General features: G+C 63.2%; 18 protein-coding genes. 9 read left to right on the forward strand and 9 right to left on the reverse strand.

Going from position 1 to position 15,775, the window contains the following annotated elements; genetic code table 11:
* The first annotated feature begins 70 nt into the window (after nucleotides 1-70).
* Nucleotides 71-694, forward strand: a complete 624-nt coding sequence (locus tag ASF04_RS13510; protein ID WP_307140536.1) for an SRPBCC family protein — start codon at nucleotides 71-73, stop codon at nucleotides 692-694.
* Here the strand turns inward: ASF04_RS13510 and ASF04_RS13515 are convergent, their stop codons facing one another.
* The 6 genes from ASF04_RS13515 to ASF04_RS13540 all read right to left on the reverse strand — a co-directional run bounded on the left by ASF04_RS13515 (nucleotide 695) and on the right by ASF04_RS13540 (nucleotide 6,051).
* Nucleotides 695-1,144: a hypothetical protein gene (locus tag ASF04_RS13515; protein ID WP_026637657.1), complete on the reverse strand. Its 450-nt coding sequence runs from the start codon at nucleotides 1,142-1,144 to the stop codon at nucleotides 695-697.
* 13 nt (nucleotides 1,145-1,157) lie between these two features.
* Nucleotides 1,158-1,613 (reverse strand): DUF2721 domain-containing protein, encoded by a 456-nt coding sequence (locus tag ASF04_RS13520; protein WP_019923961.1) that lies wholly within the window; start codon nucleotides 1,611-1,613, stop codon nucleotides 1,158-1,160.
* 211 nt (nucleotides 1,614-1,824) lie between these two features.
* On the reverse strand, nucleotides 1,825-2,781 hold the full coding sequence (pip, locus tag ASF04_RS13525; protein ID WP_056142475.1) for a prolyl aminopeptidase: 957 nt from the start codon (nucleotides 2,779-2,781) through the stop codon (nucleotides 1,825-1,827).
* A 93-nt stretch (nucleotides 2,782-2,874) separates the two neighbouring features.
* The gene (gene phbB, locus ASF04_RS13530; RefSeq protein ID WP_056142476.1) at nucleotides 2,875-3,615 is read right to left on the reverse strand and encodes an acetoacetyl-CoA reductase; all 741 of its coding nucleotides are present in this window, start codon (nucleotides 3,613-3,615) and stop codon (nucleotides 2,875-2,877) included.
* 79 nt (nucleotides 3,616-3,694) lie between these two features.
* Entirely contained in the window at nucleotides 3,695-4,873 is a 1,179-nt protein-coding gene (locus ASF04_RS13535) for an acetyl-CoA C-acetyltransferase (RefSeq protein ID WP_056142479.1), read from the reverse strand.
* A 269-nt stretch (nucleotides 4,874-5,142) separates the two neighbouring features.
* Complete coding sequence (locus tag ASF04_RS13540; RefSeq protein ID WP_056142483.1) at nucleotides 5,143-6,051, reverse strand: LysR family transcriptional regulator; 909 nt, start codon at nucleotides 6,049-6,051, stop codon at nucleotides 5,143-5,145.
* A 260-nt stretch (nucleotides 6,052-6,311) separates the two neighbouring features.
* Between ASF04_RS13540 and minC the strand changes: the two genes are divergently transcribed.
* From minC to minE, 3 genes are read left to right on the forward strand one after another with little or no spacing between them, the layout of a single operon-like run.
* Complete coding sequence (minC, locus tag ASF04_RS13545; RefSeq protein ID WP_056142485.1) at nucleotides 6,312-7,091, forward strand: septum site-determining protein MinC; 780 nt, start codon at nucleotides 6,312-6,314, stop codon at nucleotides 7,089-7,091.
* A 35-nt stretch (nucleotides 7,092-7,126) separates the two neighbouring features.
* The gene (gene minD / locus ASF04_RS13550; RefSeq protein WP_026637660.1) at nucleotides 7,127-7,942 is read left to right on the forward strand and encodes a septum site-determining protein MinD; all 816 of its coding nucleotides are present in this window, start codon (nucleotides 7,127-7,129) and stop codon (nucleotides 7,940-7,942) included.
* A 2-nt stretch (nucleotides 7,943-7,944) separates the two neighbouring features.
* The gene (gene minE, locus ASF04_RS13555; protein WP_026637661.1) at nucleotides 7,945-8,196 is read left to right on the forward strand and encodes a cell division topological specificity factor MinE; all 252 of its coding nucleotides are present in this window, start codon (nucleotides 7,945-7,947) and stop codon (nucleotides 8,194-8,196) included.
* Here minE and ASF04_RS13560 read toward each other — a convergent pair.
* Nucleotides 8,193-8,765, reverse strand: coding sequence for a hypothetical protein (locus ASF04_RS13560; RefSeq protein WP_056142488.1), 573 nt, complete (start codon nucleotides 8,763-8,765; stop codon nucleotides 8,193-8,195). The two genes, minE and ASF04_RS13560, sit on opposite strands and share 4 nt — an antisense overlap.
* 241 nt (nucleotides 8,766-9,006) lie before the next feature.
* Between ASF04_RS13560 and ASF04_RS13565 the strand changes: the two genes are divergently transcribed.
* The 5 genes from ASF04_RS13565 (at nucleotide 9,007) to prmC (ending at nucleotide 13,630) form a co-directional block, all read left to right on the forward strand.
* Complete coding sequence (locus ASF04_RS13565) at nucleotides 9,007-9,696, forward strand: response regulator transcription factor (protein WP_019923970.1); 690 nt, start codon at nucleotides 9,007-9,009, stop codon at nucleotides 9,694-9,696.
* 108 nt (nucleotides 9,697-9,804) lie between these two features.
* A complete protein-coding gene (gene hemA, locus ASF04_RS13570; protein ID WP_056142491.1) occupies nucleotides 9,805-11,079 on the forward strand; it encodes a glutamyl-tRNA reductase in 1,275 nt (424 codons plus the stop codon).
* 69 nt (nucleotides 11,080-11,148) lie between these two features.
* Nucleotides 11,149-12,225 (forward strand): peptide chain release factor 1, encoded by a 1,077-nt coding sequence (gene prfA / locus ASF04_RS13575; protein ID WP_040378104.1) that lies wholly within the window; start codon nucleotides 11,149-11,151, stop codon nucleotides 12,223-12,225.
* Nucleotides 12,226-12,317: 92 nt separating this feature from the next.
* Nucleotides 12,318-12,791 (forward strand): disulfide bond formation protein B, encoded by a 474-nt coding sequence (locus ASF04_RS13580; RefSeq protein ID WP_056142494.1) that lies wholly within the window; start codon nucleotides 12,318-12,320, stop codon nucleotides 12,789-12,791.
* Nucleotides 12,788-13,630: a peptide chain release factor N(5)-glutamine methyltransferase gene (prmC, locus tag ASF04_RS13585; RefSeq protein ID WP_056142496.1), complete on the forward strand. Its 843-nt coding sequence runs from the start codon at nucleotides 12,788-12,790 to the stop codon at nucleotides 13,628-13,630. Before ASF04_RS13580 ends, prmC begins: the two co-directional genes overlap by 4 nt.
* Before the next feature lie 3 nt (nucleotides 13,631-13,633).
* On the opposite strand, the gene ASF04_RS13590 is transcribed toward prmC, so the two are convergent.
* On the reverse strand, nucleotides 13,634-14,824 hold the full coding sequence (locus ASF04_RS13590; RefSeq protein WP_156368641.1) for a hypothetical protein: 1,191 nt from the start codon (nucleotides 14,822-14,824) through the stop codon (nucleotides 13,634-13,636).
* Nucleotides 14,821-15,699, reverse strand: a complete 879-nt coding sequence (locus ASF04_RS13595) for a response regulator (protein WP_307140539.1) — start codon at nucleotides 15,697-15,699, stop codon at nucleotides 14,821-14,823. The genes ASF04_RS13590 and ASF04_RS13595 overlap by 4 nt, the downstream gene beginning before the upstream one ends.
* Nucleotides 15,700-15,775 lie beyond the last annotated feature (76 nt).

A 15,775-nucleotide genomic window follows, 5' to 3' on the forward strand; every position in this document is an offset into this window, starting at 1 on the left:
GAGGGTTACGGTTAGGTAACGGGAGAGTGTTGCCCTTGTATTCTGCCACCCTTTCCCGTAGGCTGGAAAAATGATGCGATTCCTTCTGTTACTGTTGTTAGGTGTCACCGCCCCGCTGGCCATGGCGCAAACACCGAAGCCGGACACATCCCGGCTGGAGGTGTCGGTCAACCGGGTGGAGGTGGACGGCCAGCATATGTATGAACTTGACGCCAGCGGCGTCGTGGCCGCGCCGTTGCCGCGCGTGTGGCGCATCCTCACCAACTACGAACGCATGACCGAATTCGTGCCCGACCTGGAGTCGTGCAAGGTGCTATCGCGCAATGGCAATGAAGTCATGATCGAGCAATTCGGCGTGGCCCGGCTGCTGTTCATGACGCGGCCGATCCACCTGATCGTGCGCGCCACCGAGCAGCCGATGTCGGCCATCGACATTGCCCTGGTGTCGGGCGACATGAAACACTACGAGGCGCGCTGGGAACTGATCCCCGTGCCCGAGACCGGCGGCACCAAGGTGGTGTACAAGGGCCGCATGATGCCCAATTTCTATGTGCCCAGCCTGTTCGGCTCGAAGATGATACGGTCGGACGTCGAGCACATGATGCGCGCCGTGCTCACCCGCCTGGACCGCCGCGAGGACCGCCAGCCCAGCGTCAATTCCATCCTGATCCCGCCGGCGGCCCCGGCCAGATAATCAGGACAGGCGGGTATCGCGGTCGCGCAGCTCGGCAAAGTTTTCCAGGCTGCCCAGCTTGATCATTACCGGGTTCAGGCTGGCGTGCTGCATGGCGCGCCAGGCGAACAGCCACTCCTGTTCCTGCGCCTCGGCTGCCGTCTTGGTGAAGGCGGCGCCCAGCGCGGCGCGCACGCCGTATTCCACCACGCCATCGATGCCGGCCCAGTTGGGCAAGGTGCGCTGTACCGCGCGATGCAGGCGCTCGCCGAATTCTTCGCTGTTGTGGATCACCAGGCAGCTGTCGGCGGAAAACAGGTCGAACAGCTTGCGGTCCCACACTTGCGAAAAGCTCAGGGCCAGGCACGGCGGGGCCGCGCGCAGGATGAACTGGCCCTGGGTCAGCGCCAGTTCCAGGTCTTCGCGCACGCCGTAGCGGTACAAGGTCGGAGGGCGTTGGTAGTCATGCATACAAAACTCGATTCTAATCAGGTTGTTTGGTTGGCGGACGGCGCACGTGACGCAGTGCGCGCATCGCGGCCGAAGCGATGAAGATTTCGCGCAGCAGGTAGCAAAAACTGCCGATCAGGCAGAACACGGAAAACACGAACATGCCGGCAATGTATTTTTCCAGCGCGATGTCGGTGATATCGCTGAAGAAGAGCATGGCAATCACCAGGCAGACCATCAGGCCGCAGGCGGTTGACAGGGCAATCGAATAATTGATCAGGTGCGAGCGCCGGTACATCACGTCGAGCTCGTTGATATACATGTCGCTGTAAGCGATATCGAGCCGGTCCTCGAGCACGCGCGAGCGGTCGATGATGCGCGCCAGGCGGTTGGTGAGCACGATCAGGTTGGTGCACACGCCGGACAACAGGAACACCGGCGCAATGGCCAGCTGGATGAGGTGGCCGATATCGCCGAGCTGAATATTCATAAATGACGGTACGCTGAAAATAATACTGGGCCTCTTCGGGCGGTCCTTGCTGGGAGTTGCTAGTGTAGCAGCCCGGCACCGCGCCGGGCCAACTTTAGCGCCCAATAAAACGCGTCGAACATAGCCTTCAGAGCAAGGCGCAGCGACGAAGACAGTACGAATGTACGGCGAGGCGCTGCAACGCAGCTCTGGAGGTTATGTTCGGCGCGCCTCAGTCGAACGCGCGTAAACGCCAGAATTGCTCGGTTGCGGCCACCAGCGCGCGCGCGATGCCTTGCTCCATGGCGCCATGGCCAGCATCCGGAATCATGCGCATCACCGAGCCCGGCCACGCCTGCTGCAAGCGCCACGCCGACAGCGGCGGGCAGATCACGTCGTAGCGTCCCTGCACGATGACGGCCGGCAAATGGGCAATGCGGTCGATATTGCGCACCAGCTGGTCGTCGCTGAAAAAACCGAGGTTGGCCATGTAGTGCGATTCGAGACGGCCCACGCCGAGGTCGAGCGCGTCGCATGGCGCGTCCTCGGGCTGCGGCAGCAGGAACACGCGGCGGCCCTCGAAGCGGCTCCAGGCGCGCACGGCCGGCCAATGCACGGCCGGATCGTCGCTCATGATGCGGCGTACGTAGGCGCCCAGCAGGTCGCCACGCTCGTCTTGCGGGATCGGCGCCACGAATTCTTCGTACAGTTCCGGGTAAAACCATTGCACGCCGTGCAGGAACCAGTCGATCTCGGGCTGGGTGCACAGGAAAATCCCGCGCAGAACAAAACCGAGGCAGCGCTCGGGATGGGCTTCGCCGTAAGCGAGTGCCAGCGTGGAACCCCACGAGCCGCCAAACACCAGCCACTGGTCGATCTCGAACTGGCGGCGCAGCCGCTCGATGTCGTCGATCAGCAATTGCGTAGTGTTGTTGCGGCATTCGCCCACCGGGACCGACTTGCCGGCGCCGCGCTGGTCGAACAGGATCACGCGGTAGCGCTCGGGGTCGAAAAAGCGCCGGTGCTGCGGCGACAGGCCGGCGCCGGGGCCGCCGTGCAGGAAGATCACCGGGATGCCGCTCGGGTTGCCCACTTCTTCCCAATAAATGGTGTGGATCTCGTCCACGGCCAGCATGCCGTGGCGGGTGGGTTCGATGGGCGGGAACAGCGGGGAATGGGGGTCGAACATGGCAATCCTTCAGGCGACGATAGCGGATTGTACGTAAAAAAAGCCGGGATCGCGCACGATCCCGGCTCGTCTTGTCGTCACGCCGGCAGGCGATCAGGACATGTGCTGGCCGCCGTTGATGGCGATGTTGGCGCCGGTAACGAAAGCGGCTTCATCGGACGACAGGTAAGCCACCAGGCCTGCCACTTCTTCCGGTTTGCCCAGGCGGCCCATCGGGATTTGCGGCACGATCTTGGTTTCCAGGACTTCGGTCGGGATTTCCATGACCATCTTGGTGCCGATGTAACCGGGCGAGATGGTGTTGACGGTGACGCCCTTGCGCGCCACTTCCAGCGCCAGCGCCTTGGTGAAGCCATGCATGCCGGCCTTGGCAGCCGAATAGTTGGTCTGGCCGAAGGCGCCCTTCTGGCCGTTGACCGACGAGATATTGATGATGCGGCCCCAGCCGCGGTCCACCATGCCGTCGCACACCGGCTTGGTCATATTGAACACGGAGTCCAGGTTGGTGGCCATGACGGCATCCCAGTTTGGCTTGTCCATCTTCTTGAAGGTCATGTCGCGGGTGATGCCGGCGTTGTTGACCAGCACGTCGATCGGACCGATTTCCTTCTCGATGGCGGCGATGCATGCCTGGGCCGAATCGTAGTCGGCCACATCGCATGGATAGGCGCGGAAGTTGAAGCCCTGGTCGCGGGTGGTCGCCAGCCATTGCTCGACCTTGGCGTTACCGGGCGAATACGTGGTGACCACGCAATAACCAAGCGCCGACAACTTGAAACACACTGCTTCGCCCAAACCGCCCATACCGCCAGTAACCAATGCAACTCGTGCCATGTTTTGTCCCCTCGTTAAGTGACTTGAAAAACAGACCGCCGCGCACGGCGGACGGTCCGGGTCTATCGTTTTATTGTCGTTACGCGCGTTCGATGGCCAGCGCCACGCCCATGCCGCCACCGATGCACAGCGACGCCAGGCCCTTCTTGGCATCGCGACGGATCATTTCGTGGATCAGGGTGACCAGGATGCGCGCGCCGGACGCGCCGATCGGGTGGCCGATGGCGATGGCGCCGCCATTGACGTTGATCTTGCTGGTATCCCAGCCCATTTCCTTGTTGACGGCCACGGCCTGGGCAGCAAACGCTTCGTTAATTTCCAGCAGGTCAAGGTCGTCCGGGGTCCAGCCAGCCTTTTTCAGGCACAGGCGGGTGGCGCTGACCGGGCCCATGCCCATGAAGGCCGGATCCAGGCCCGACGAGGCGTAAGCCTTGATCTTGGCCAGCACCGGCAAGCCCAGTTCTTTCGCTTGCGTGGCGGACATCATGATCACGGCGGCGGCGCCGTCGTTCAGGCCCGAGGCGTTGCCGGCGGTGACAGTGCCTTCCTTGTTGAAGGCGGGGCGCAGGCCGGCCAGGCCTTCCAGCGTCGAGCCGGGCTTGATGTATTCGTCGGTGTCGAAGACGATGCTGCCCTTTTTCTGGACGATTTCCAGCGGCAGGATTTCATCCTTGAATTTGCCTTCTTTTTGAGCAGCTTCGGCTTTCAGCTGCGATTGCAGCGCGAACTCGTCCTGCTCGGCGCGGGAAATCTCGTATTTCTTGGCGACGTTTTCGGCAGTAACGCCCATGTGGTACTGGTTGTACACGTCCCACAGGCCGTCGACGATCATGGTGTCGACCATCTTGATGTCGCCCATGCGGAAGCCGTCGCGCGAACCCGGCATCGCGTGCGGCGAGGCGCTCATGTTTTCCTGGCCGCCGGCGATGACGATTTGTGCGTCGCCGCATTTAATGGCCTGGGCTGCCAGGTGAGTGGCTTTCAAACCGCTGCCGCACACGTGGTTGATGGTAAAACCCGGGATGGTGTTGGGCAGGCCCGACTTGATGACGGCCTGGCGCGCCGGATTCTGGCCGACGCCGGCGGTGAGCACCTGGCCCAGGATCGCTTCGCTGACCAGGTTGGGATCGATGCCGGTCTTGGCCAGCAAACCCTTGATGACGTGTGCGCCCAGTTCGGACGCCGGGGTCTTGGCGAGCGCGCCGCCGAATTTGCCCACACCAGTACGGCCAGCGGCCACGATTACTACATCATCCATGTGATTCTCCAAAGCGCCGGCATAAAGCCGGCATGGTTAGCAAAAGCGAACTTCGATCAACTTGATCATACGCCTGCCACGCCCGGGGCGTGGCGGCTTTCGATGGTGCGTTGCCGCGAAAACTCCTGTGCAGAAACTCGCGCCTGCGCAAGGTTTGCCATGTCAACCGTCATCATCAATCGGGAACTTATCGTAAGCGCGGCAATTCCCCGTGCCTTTGATCTGCCTCAATCCCTCACCATACATTTTGAATAAGACATATCTATTTGTCACGACAATAATTTGATACCGTCCAGCGTGGCCGCGCATTGCTCGCGTATCACTTTGACAAAGTCGAGCACGTAAGCCTTGTGCTGCTGCGCCGGCGGCACCGACACGAACAGGTCGCTCCACAAGCCCTGCTCGCCCACCGGCCTGGCGATCACGTAGTCGTAATCGACATAGTTCTTGATAGCCCAGTTGGGCAGCGCGGCGATGCCACGCCGGCTGGCCACCAGTTGCAGCACCGCCACCGTCAGTTCGGCAGTGCGGCGCTCGAACTGGATATTTTCCGGCAGCAGTACTTCGCGGATCAGGTCGATACGGGTTTCCGGCACCGGGTACGTGATCAGGGTTTCGCCGGTAAAGTCGGCGGCGTGCAGGCGGCGCTGGGCAGCAAGCCGGTGCTTTTGCGCCATCACCACCAGGATCTCGAAGCGGAACAGGGGAAACGTCGCAAAGTCCGGGCCGTACGGCGAACCGATCACCAGGTCGGCGGCGCCGGTGCGCAGCAACTCCGCCGGTTCGCTGTGGAAACCCGAGACCAGGTCGATCTCGACGTCGGGCCAGCGCTTGCGGAACTCGTCCATGACGGGCATCAGCCAGTCGAAGCAGGTATGGCATTCGAGCACCATGCGCAGCTGGCCCGTGTCGCCCTGCGTCAGGCGCGCCACTTCGCGCTCGGCGGTTTCGATTTCGGGCAGCAGCAGGTCGGCCAGCTTGAGCAACCGGGCGCCAGTGGCGGTAAACCCGATCGGCACCGATTTGCGTTCAAACAGCGGGCCGCCGTAGCGATCTTCCAGCAACTTGATTTGATGTGACAGCGCCGACTGGGTCAGGTTGAGCAACTGGGCGGCGCGCACCAGGCTGCCGGCCGAGCGCAAGGCGCTTAGCGTACGAAGGTGGCGTATCTCTAACATGCATTAATCTTTTTCATGTGAATCCGAGAGATCTTTCATTTGGATTGTAGATCGAATGCGGCAAACTGTACCGTATCGATATGAAATCCTTATGACAAACCCCAAGACCACCGGAAAAACATTCATCCAGCACGGCAGCGCGCGGCGCCGCATTTTTCCATGCGTTCAGCCGTGCGCGCCTCCCCATTGCGGGTTTTCCACAGTAGAATGCCAGCACCTGCGCATGCGCGCGCGGTTGCAACCCTCTCATACTGTCGCCCATGTCCAAGAGCCTGTTTCAAAAGCCGATCGAAATCAAGATTTCCACTGTTGTTGCGGTCTCCGCCATCCTCACTACGGCAGACGTCTCCGCGCTCGACGCGGCGCTGGCCAAGATGACCGGCGGCAGCGCCGACTTTTTCGAAGACGACCTGACCGTGATCGACATTGCCGCCTTGCCAGCCAGCACGGCCATCGACTGGAAGGCCATCATCGCGGTGCTGACCAGGTATCGTTTGAAGCCGGTGGCCGTGCGCAATGCGCCCGCCGCCATGGCCGCCGAGATCGCCGCGCATGGCCTGAGCCTGGAAACGGCCAGCAAGCCGCGCGAAGAAGCAAGTGTTGCAGCAACCCGCGCCGAGCCGCAGCCGGCGCCCGCACCAGCCCGGGCATCACCGACTATTTCCAGTACCGTCGAACCGCTGCCCAACGGCCAGCAAGTGATGATCATCGACACCCCGGTGCGCGCCGGCCAGCGCATTTATGCGCGCGGCTGCGATCTGATCGTGACTGCCGTGGTCAACAACGGCGCCGAGATCATTGCCGACGGCAGCATTCACGTCTACAACACGCTCAACGGCCGCGCGCTGGCCGGTGCGTCCGGCAATGCCGACGCCCGTATCTTTGCTTTGAACATGTCGCCGGAACTGGTGTCCATCGCCGGCGTGTACCGTACTTTTGAAGACGGCTTCCCGGCTGAATTTGCACGTTCCCCCGCGCAAATACGCTTGATGGGCGACCGAATCGATATACTATCTGTCAATTCTGCAACCCGCGCCTGAGTGGCCGCCGTCCCTCTTTTTGAAAAGGATTATCTGTGGCAAGAATCATAGTTGTAACGTCCGGTAAGGGCGGCGTCGGTAAGACGACCACGAGCGCCAGTTTTTCCACTGGCCTGGCCATGCGCGGCCACAAGACGGCAGTGATCGACTTCGACGTCGGCCTGCGCAATCTCGACCTGATCATGGGTTGCGAACGCCGCGTGGTGTACGACCTGATCAATGTGATCAACAAGGAAGCCACGCTGAACCAGGCCCTGATCAAGGACAAGCACTGCGACAACCTGTTCATCCTGCCCGCTTCGCAAACGCGCGACAAGGATGCGCTGTCGGAAGAAGGCGTGGAAGTGGTGTTGAACGAACTGGTCAACATGGGCTTCGAGTACATCATCTGCGATTCGCCGGCCGGTATCGAGCACGGCGCGCTGATGGCGCTCACCTTTGCCGATGAAGCGATCATCGTCACCAACCCGGAAGTGTCGTCGGTGCGCGATTCGGACCGCATCCTCGGCATCCTGCAAGCCAAGTCGCGCCGCGCCCAGAGTGGCGGCGAACCGGTCAAGGAACACCTGTTGATCACCCGCTACTCGCCGAAACGCGTGGAAGCGGACGAAATGCTGTCGCACGAGGACGTGAAGGAAATCCTGCGCATCTCGCTGATCGGCATCATTCCGGAATCGGAGTCGGTCCTGCATGCATCGAACCAGGGCAACCCGGCGATTCATTTCAAAGGTACCGATGTGGCGCAAGCCTACGAGGACGTGGTCGCGCGCTTCCTCGGCGAAGAACGTCCCCTGCGCTTCGTCAACTACGAAAAACCGGGCTTCCTGCAGCGACTTTTCGGGAGTAAGTGACCATGGCTCTGCTTTCTTTCCTGTTCCCGCAAAAGCAGAAAACTGCGACGGCGGCCAAGGAGCGGCTGCAAATCATCATCGCGCGCGAGCGCAACGGCCGCACCGGGCCGGATTTCCTGCCCGCGCTGCATAAAGAGCTGATCGACGTGATCTCGAAATACACCAAGGTCAACGCCGACGACATCAAGATTTCGCTCGACCGCCAGGGCAACCTGGAAGTGCTCGACGTCAACGTGGTGTTGCCGGACGCTTAAACCGCTTGCTCTGCCGGCACCTGGACCTGCCCTTCGGGGTGGGCCGGGTAGGCCGGGCTTACCGGGTTGGCTATCCCTGCCAACTGCAGCTCCCGCGCCACGGCCACGCACGCTTCCACGTGCTGGTAGCCGATCTGGCGAAACGCAAAAAACCCGATCCCCGCCGACGCCAGCTGGCCCGCCAGCGGCACCAGCTTGCCGGCCTGCTTGGCCGCTGTTTTGACACCCACCCGGCGCAGCACGTGCATCACTACCTCGCGCGTGACCACCTTGCCCACCAACATGCTGCCGATGCCCACCGCCGCCTGGTACGCGATCATGCGGAAGCGCGGGTGCATGCGCTCGATCTGCTCTTCGGACAGGCCGAAGTGGCGGTTGATGTCTTCGATCAGGTTGGCGAACAGGCGCATGTCCGAGATGATGTCGAGCCCCGGAATGGGCACCGCCGCCACGCCGGCCGAGACCATGGCGCGCCGTCGCACCAGTTGCCGGCACCGGTCGCGCACGGCGTCGAGATCGCGCGCCGTGCCGGGTACCAATGTCCAATTTGTGTCTTTTTTCAAACCCATTCTGGCCCCCGGAAGAGATACTGAAGATTCTTTCCAAAATTCAACTTCGTCATTGAATTCACAGTTTTTAAAGTGTACCGTGTATTGAAGAGCCAGCTATACACGATAGGAGCATGTCACTTTCTAGGCAATAGTTGTTGTTCCATGGAAAATAATCTCTGCTAATTTAGGGAGCAATTGTAAATCTCTGGTATATTGCCTGGTGTCAACTCTTTAACAATTATTTCCCACGGGCAGCAGTATGAGAATCGCTGTACTTGATAACGACCGCAGCCAGGCCGACCTGATATGCCAGGTGCTGACCTCCGCCGGTCACATTTGCCATAGCTTCCAGACCGGGAAGGATGTCCTGGCGCAGGTCCGCAAGGACAGTTACGACATGCTCATTCTCGACTGGCAAGTGGTCGACATGACCGGCGCCGAGGTCATGCGTCGCGTGCGTGAAAAACTGCCCGACACCGCGCCGGTGCTATTCCTGACCACCAGTTCCGGCGAGGACGATATCGTCGCCGGACTGGGGGCGGGCGCCGACGACTACATGATCAAGCCGCTGCGCCGCAGTGAAATGGTGGCGCGCGTGCAGGCGCTGCTGCGGCGCGCCTACCCGGCCCAGAACGGCGCCGAGCAGTTGCAATTCGGTCAATATGTATTCGAGACCCGCCCCGGTCGCTTATTGATGGATGGCATCGTGCTCGATGTCACCCACAAGGAGTTCTACCTGGCACTGTTATTTTTCCGCAACATCGGCCGTCCGCTGTCGCGCGCCTACATCCACGAAGCGGTGTGGATACGTGAGACCGCCGTGCCGTCGCGCACCATGGACACCCACGTCTCGCGGGTACGCAACAAGTTGCAATTGAAGCCAGAAAATGGCTTCCGGCTGGTGCCGGTGTACAGCTACGGTTACCGCCTGGAAAAGCTGGGAGCCTGAAATGTGGCCGGTCAGCTGCCCTCCCTTTAGGCAGTCACCCCGGCAGCAGTAGGGACATCGCGCTATAATGTCCGCTAATTCATGACACTGGCCCCGCCCGGAACCGAAATGCAGCTGCTTGCCGTCGGCCTCAACCACCATACCGCCCCTGTCTCGCTGCGCGAGCAGCTGGCGTTCGCCCCCGAGCAACTGGGCCAGGCGGTGGTGGCGGCGCGCTCGTGGTTCGAACGCATCGACCATCGCGGCGCCGACGAAGCGGCCATCCTGTCCACCTGCAACCGCACCGAGCTGTACGCGGCCAGCCAGGTACCCGATCCGCTCGACGCCGGCGCCCACTTCCTTGCCGATTTCCACAAGCTCAACTACGCCGACCTGCGCCCGCACCTGTACATGCTGCCGCAGCACGACGCCGTGCGCCACACGTTCCGCGTGGCGTCCGGGCTCGATTCGATGGTGCTGGGCGAAACGCAAATCCTCGGCCAGATCAAGGACGCGATCCGCACCGCCGACGAAGCCGGCGGCCTCGGCACCTACCTGCACCAGCTGTTCCAGCGCAGTTTTTCGGTCGCCAAGGAAGTGCGCAGCACCACCGAGATCGGCGCCCACAGCGTGTCGATGGCGGCCGCTGCCGTACGCCTGTCGCAGCGCATCTTCGACAAGATCTCCGAGCAGAACGTGCTGTTCATCGGCGCCGGCGAAATGATCGAATTGTGCGCCACCCATTTTGCCGCGCAAAACCCGCGCAGCATCACCATCGCCAACCGCACGCTGGAGCGCGGCGAGGCACTGGCCCACCGCTACGGCGGGCGCGCCATGCGCCTGGCCGAGTTGCAGGACAAGCTGCACCAGTTTGACATCGTCATCTCGTGCACCGCCTCGTCGCTGCCGCTGATCGGCCTCGGCATGGTCGAGCGCGCCATCAAGGCGCGCCGCCACAAGCCGATGTTCATGGTCGATCTGGCCGTGCCGCGCGATATCGAACCGGAAGTGGCGCGCCTGAACGACGCGTTTTTGTACACCGTGGACGACCTCGGCAAGGTGGTGCAGGCCGGCATGGAAAACCGCCAGGCTGCTGTTGCCCAAGCCGAAGCCATCATCGAAACCCGGGTGCAGTCGTTCATGCACTGGATCGACGACCGCGCCGTGGTGCCGGTCATCCAGAGTCTGCACGAGAACGGCGAGGCGCTGCGCCAGCTCGAACTCGACCGCGCGCGCAAGATGCTGGCCAAGGGCGAAGATATCGACGCGGTGCTGGAAGCGCTGTCGCGCGGCCTCACCGCCAAGTTCATGCACGGCCCGCAGCAGGCGCTGCACCGCGCCCAGGGCGAAGAACGCGCCCACCTGGCACAGTTGCTGCCACAGCTATTCCGCGGCCGTCGTTAGCGCCCCTCCTCTGCCATGCTGCCGCGTCGATCGATGCGGCCTCCGTTATACCTCTCACAGAAATACGCTATGAAACCATCCATGCTGGCCAAGCTCGACCAACTGGCGAACCGCCTGGTCGAACTCGATGAATTGCTGATGTCCGAAGGCGCCACCGCCAATATGGACGCCTACCGCAAGATGACGCGCGAACACGCCGAACTCGGCCCGCTGGTCGCGCTGTATAAATCGTACCAGGACGCGCAAGGCGACCTGGTCGCGGCGCAAGACATGTTGTCGGACCCGGAAATGAAGGAGTTCGCCCAGGACGAGATCGAAGCGGCCAGGGAGCGCCTGGCCGAACTGGAGCTGGAACTGCAAAAAATGCTGCTGCCGAAGGATGCCAACGACGAGCGCAACATCTTCCTGGAAATTCGCGCCGGTACCGGCGGCGACGAGTCGGCGCTGTTTGCCGGCGACCTGCTGCGCATGTACACGCGCTTTGCCGAGCGTAACCGCTGGCAAGTCGAGGTGGTGTCGGAATCGGCATCGGACCTGGGCGGCTACCGCGAAGTGATCGTGCGGCTGGTGGGCAACAGCGTGTACTCGAAACTGAAATTCGAATCGGGCGGCCACCGCGTGCAACGGGTGCCGGCCACGGAAACGCAGGGCCGCATCCATACCTCGGCCTGCACGGTGGCAGTGATGCCCGAGGCCGACGAGGTCGAGGACGTCCACATCAACCCGGCCGACCTGCGCATCGACACCTTCCGCGCGTCGGGCGCTGGCGGCCAGCACATCAACAAGACCGATTCGGCCGTGCGCCTCACCCACCTGCCCACCGGCATCGTGGTCGAGTGCCAGGACGACCGCTCGCAGCACAAGAACAAGGCGCAGGCGATGAAGGTGCTCGCTGCCCGCATCAAGGACGTGCAGTTGCGCGAACAGCAGTCGAAGGAAGCGGCCACCCGCAAGAGCCTGATCGGCTCGGGCGATCGCAGCGAGCGGATCCGCACGTATAACTATCCGCAAGGCCGCATGACCGACCACCGCATCAACCTGACCTTGTACAAGCTCGACTTCATCATGGATGGCGATTTGACCGAATTGACCAATGCGCTGGCGGCCGAGCACCAGGCCGAGTTGCTGGCGGCGCTGGGCGACTGATCTTAAGAGCTTGCTAAGGGCAAACCGGCAACTTTGTGCGAAAATCCACGATTGTCGCCCATCGTCCATTGTCCAACCTGACCGGAACCACCATGCACCAATCACGCTCCCTGCTGTTGTCCATCGCCGTCGCCAGCTTCGGCCTGATCGGCGTTGCCCTGTATCTCCAGCATGGGCTAGACCTGCTGCCCTGCCCGCTGTGCGTGATCCAGCGCTACCTGTTCCTGGCGATCGGTATCGCTGCCCTGGCCGGTGCGTACATCCCCAAGCCGAAACTTGGCGCCGGCGTGGCCTTGCTGGCCGCACTGGGCGGCCTGTACACGGCCGGCAAGCATTTGTACGTGCTGGCCAACCCGGGCCTGTCGTGCGGCATCGACCCGGTGGAAACTTTTCTGAACAAAATCCCTACCGCCACGTATCTGCCATTCCTGTTCAAGGCTGACGGCCTGTGCGAGGACGCTACCGCGCCGTGGTTCGGCCTGTCGATTCCGCAGTGGGCGTTCCTGTGGTTCGCGCTGTTTACCATTGCGCTGGCCTGGACCCTGATCCGCCGCAGCCGCGCATGATCGCAGCAGTCACCGACATCGTTGCCGGCGTGACCGTCGGCACCCTGCAACGGCAGGCGCTGCTCGATGCGCTCGACTGGCGCGTGCTGCTATGCCATGCCCTCAACGCCACGCGCGTCGGTTTGATCACCGGCTCCGAGCGCGCCTTGACCTCTGACGAAGCGCAGCGCTTCGGCGACCTGGTGCAGCGGCGCCTGGCCGGTGAGCCGGTGGCCTACCTGGTGGGCCAGCGCGAATTCTTCGGCCTGCCATTCGAGGTCAGTGGCGCGGTGCTGATTCCGCGTCCAGACACCGAGCTGCTGGTGGAGTTGACGCTCGACCGTTTGCCGCAAGGCGGGCGGGTGCTCGACATGGGTACCGGCAGCGGGGCGATTGCGGTATCGCTGGCACACACGCGGCGCGATGCCGACGTCACCGCGCTCGATGTCAGCGCCGACGCGTTGGCGGTCGCCCGCCGCAATGCCGAGGCCAACGGCGCACGCGTGACGTTCCTGCACAGCGACTGGTTCGCGGCGCTGGCCGATACACCGCCGTTCGACATCATCGCCTCCAACCCGCCGTACATCGCCAGCGGCGACCGCCACCTGTCCGAAGGCGACTTGCGCTACGAACCGGTCGGGGCGCTGACCGATCACGCGGACGGTCTCTCGGCCCTGCGCATCCTGGTCGCCGGCGCCCCGGCGCACCTGGTGCAGCAAGGCTGGCTGCTGATGGAACACGGTTACGACCAGGCCGAGGCCGTGCGTGCATTGCTGGCTACCGCCGGCTACACCGACGTCCAGAGCTGGCGCGACATCGCCGATATCGAACGGGTCAGCGGCGGCCGCCGGCCGCTGTAGTTGTTATTTCCCCAGCAGGCAGCGCGCGGCAGCGAGCAACTGCTGCGCCGGCGCCGGCTTGAACAATACCACCTCGAAATCTTCTGCCCGCGCGGGCGGTCGCAGCGCGTGCAGCAGGCGCGGCGCGGTTTGATACCTATGCACACGGGCACCGTCTGCTGCGGCTGCTAGGGCGGCGGCGGCAGAGGCCGCAGCTGTGCCTGTGCCTGTGCCTGTGCCGGTGCTGGCGTTGGCATCGGCATCGGCATCGGCGCACACTACCAGCGCAGGTGGAATACCGTCCAGTTCCTGGACGTCGTAGCACAGCGTGAAGCCGGCGCTGTCGAACACCTCGGTCAGGTAATCGCGCATGGCGTCGTGCGGTTCGAGCACCAGCACGGTGAGACCGTCGCCGAACGGGATCGGCAGTTCGTCGCGCGCCGTAAAGGGATTTGGCGGCATGGCCTGGTCTTCGTCTGCCGGCGCAGCGGTCAAGGTGAAGCGCAGCGCGGCACCGGCCTGCTGCAAGCGCCCGCCCATGGCGCGTACCAGGTGCGCCGCCAGCACCAGGCCCGGCGCAAGATCATCGCGCTCCAGCGTGGCATGCACGTCGGTCCACGCGACGCCCGTCCCGGCGCGGTCCTCTGTACCTTTGCCAACGTTATTACAACTCCAGTTGCCGCTGTCGTTGTTGTTGTCGTTGTCGTTGTCGTTGTCGCCAGCGTCGCCGTTTCCATCACCGGTGTGGAAAGCCAGCGCCAGCATGCCATCTGCCGCTGCGGCAACGTCCAGCACCAGCGGCGCACCGGAGTGCCCCGCCACGCGTTCCAGCACCTGCGCCAGCAGGCGCGCATCGAGCATGGCCAGACCCGGCAACGACTGCGGTTGATAGCGCACGCCGTGGGCCTGCATCAGCGCGTGCAGATACGTCGGTGCCGGCGCCAGTTCGGGCGCTGCCACTTCGTACCGGGCGCACGCGTGCAGGTCGCCGAGCCAGGCCAGCTGGCGGTGCGCGAGGCCGGCGATGTCGTCCAGGCCATCACCGTGGGCGCGCGCGGCGATCTGCGCCAGCGGCGCGCGCAGGTCATGGTTCAGGCGCGCCAGCAAACGTAACCGTTCCTGCGCCAGCAGCAGCGCGGTCGCGTCAGCACCAGCACCAGCACCAGCACCAGCATTAGCATCGACGCCAGCATCGGCAGCAGAGCCCCGCATCATGAATGGCCGATGGTCTGCCGCACCGACTGCCGGTAGGCGGTGGGCGTGGCGTCGGCGTGTTCGCGGAAGGCGGTAGCGAAATTGGCGGCGCTGCGAAAGCCGATCTGCTCGGCGATCTGCTGCACGCTCATGTCGGTATCGACCAGCAGCTGGCGCCCGCGCATCATGCGCGCTTCGGCCAGGTAGGCGAACACGGTGATGCCGGCCTGCTGGCGGAACGCCTGCGACAACCGCTTCTCGTACGTGCCCAGCGCGCGCGCAATGCCGGCCAGCGTGAGCGGCGCGGCCAGGTTGTCGTCGATCAGGCGCATGGCGGCATCGGTCATGACGGCGTCGGGATGCGGATGAAAATGGATGTCGGGATGAACCGGGGTTGCCTGGGGCGTTGGCGCCAGCGCCGGTCCCGCGATAACGGCAGCAGCGGCCACCACGGCAGCGGCAGCAGCCGCGCGCACGCCGGCCAGCTCGAGGTGGATGCGCACGCGCGCAAACACCTCGGCCGGGTGATAGGGCTTGGTAATGAAATCGACGCCGCCCATGGCCAGGCCGGCCACCCGTTCGTCGGGATCGTCGAGGGCGCTCAGGAACAGCACCGGGATGTCGCGCGTGACCGGGTCGGCCTTGAGCAGGCGGCACGCGGCAAAGCCGTCCACCACCGGCATGCGCACGTCAAGCAGGATCAGATCGGGCGGTTGGGCCAGCGCGCTCTGGTAGCCGGCAGCGCCGTCGGCCGCGCTGCGCACATGATAGAACTGGCGCCGCAGCAGGTCCGTGAGCACACGTAGTTCCTCCCGTTCGTCATCTACGATCAGGATACTCGGCCGTACTTTTTCAGAGCTGTTGACGGATAAGATGGCGCGCTCCCGCTGGGGAATACGCGCCGATTATACACAGCCCACCCGGCGATTTTCACCACCTTTTACCTGCTTCACGTATCTGTCTCCTCCAGCA

This window comes from Duganella sp. Leaf61 (assembly GCF_001421905.1).
Lineage (GTDB): Bacteria > Pseudomonadota > Gammaproteobacteria > Burkholderiales > Burkholderiaceae_D > Rugamonas > Rugamonas zoogloeoides.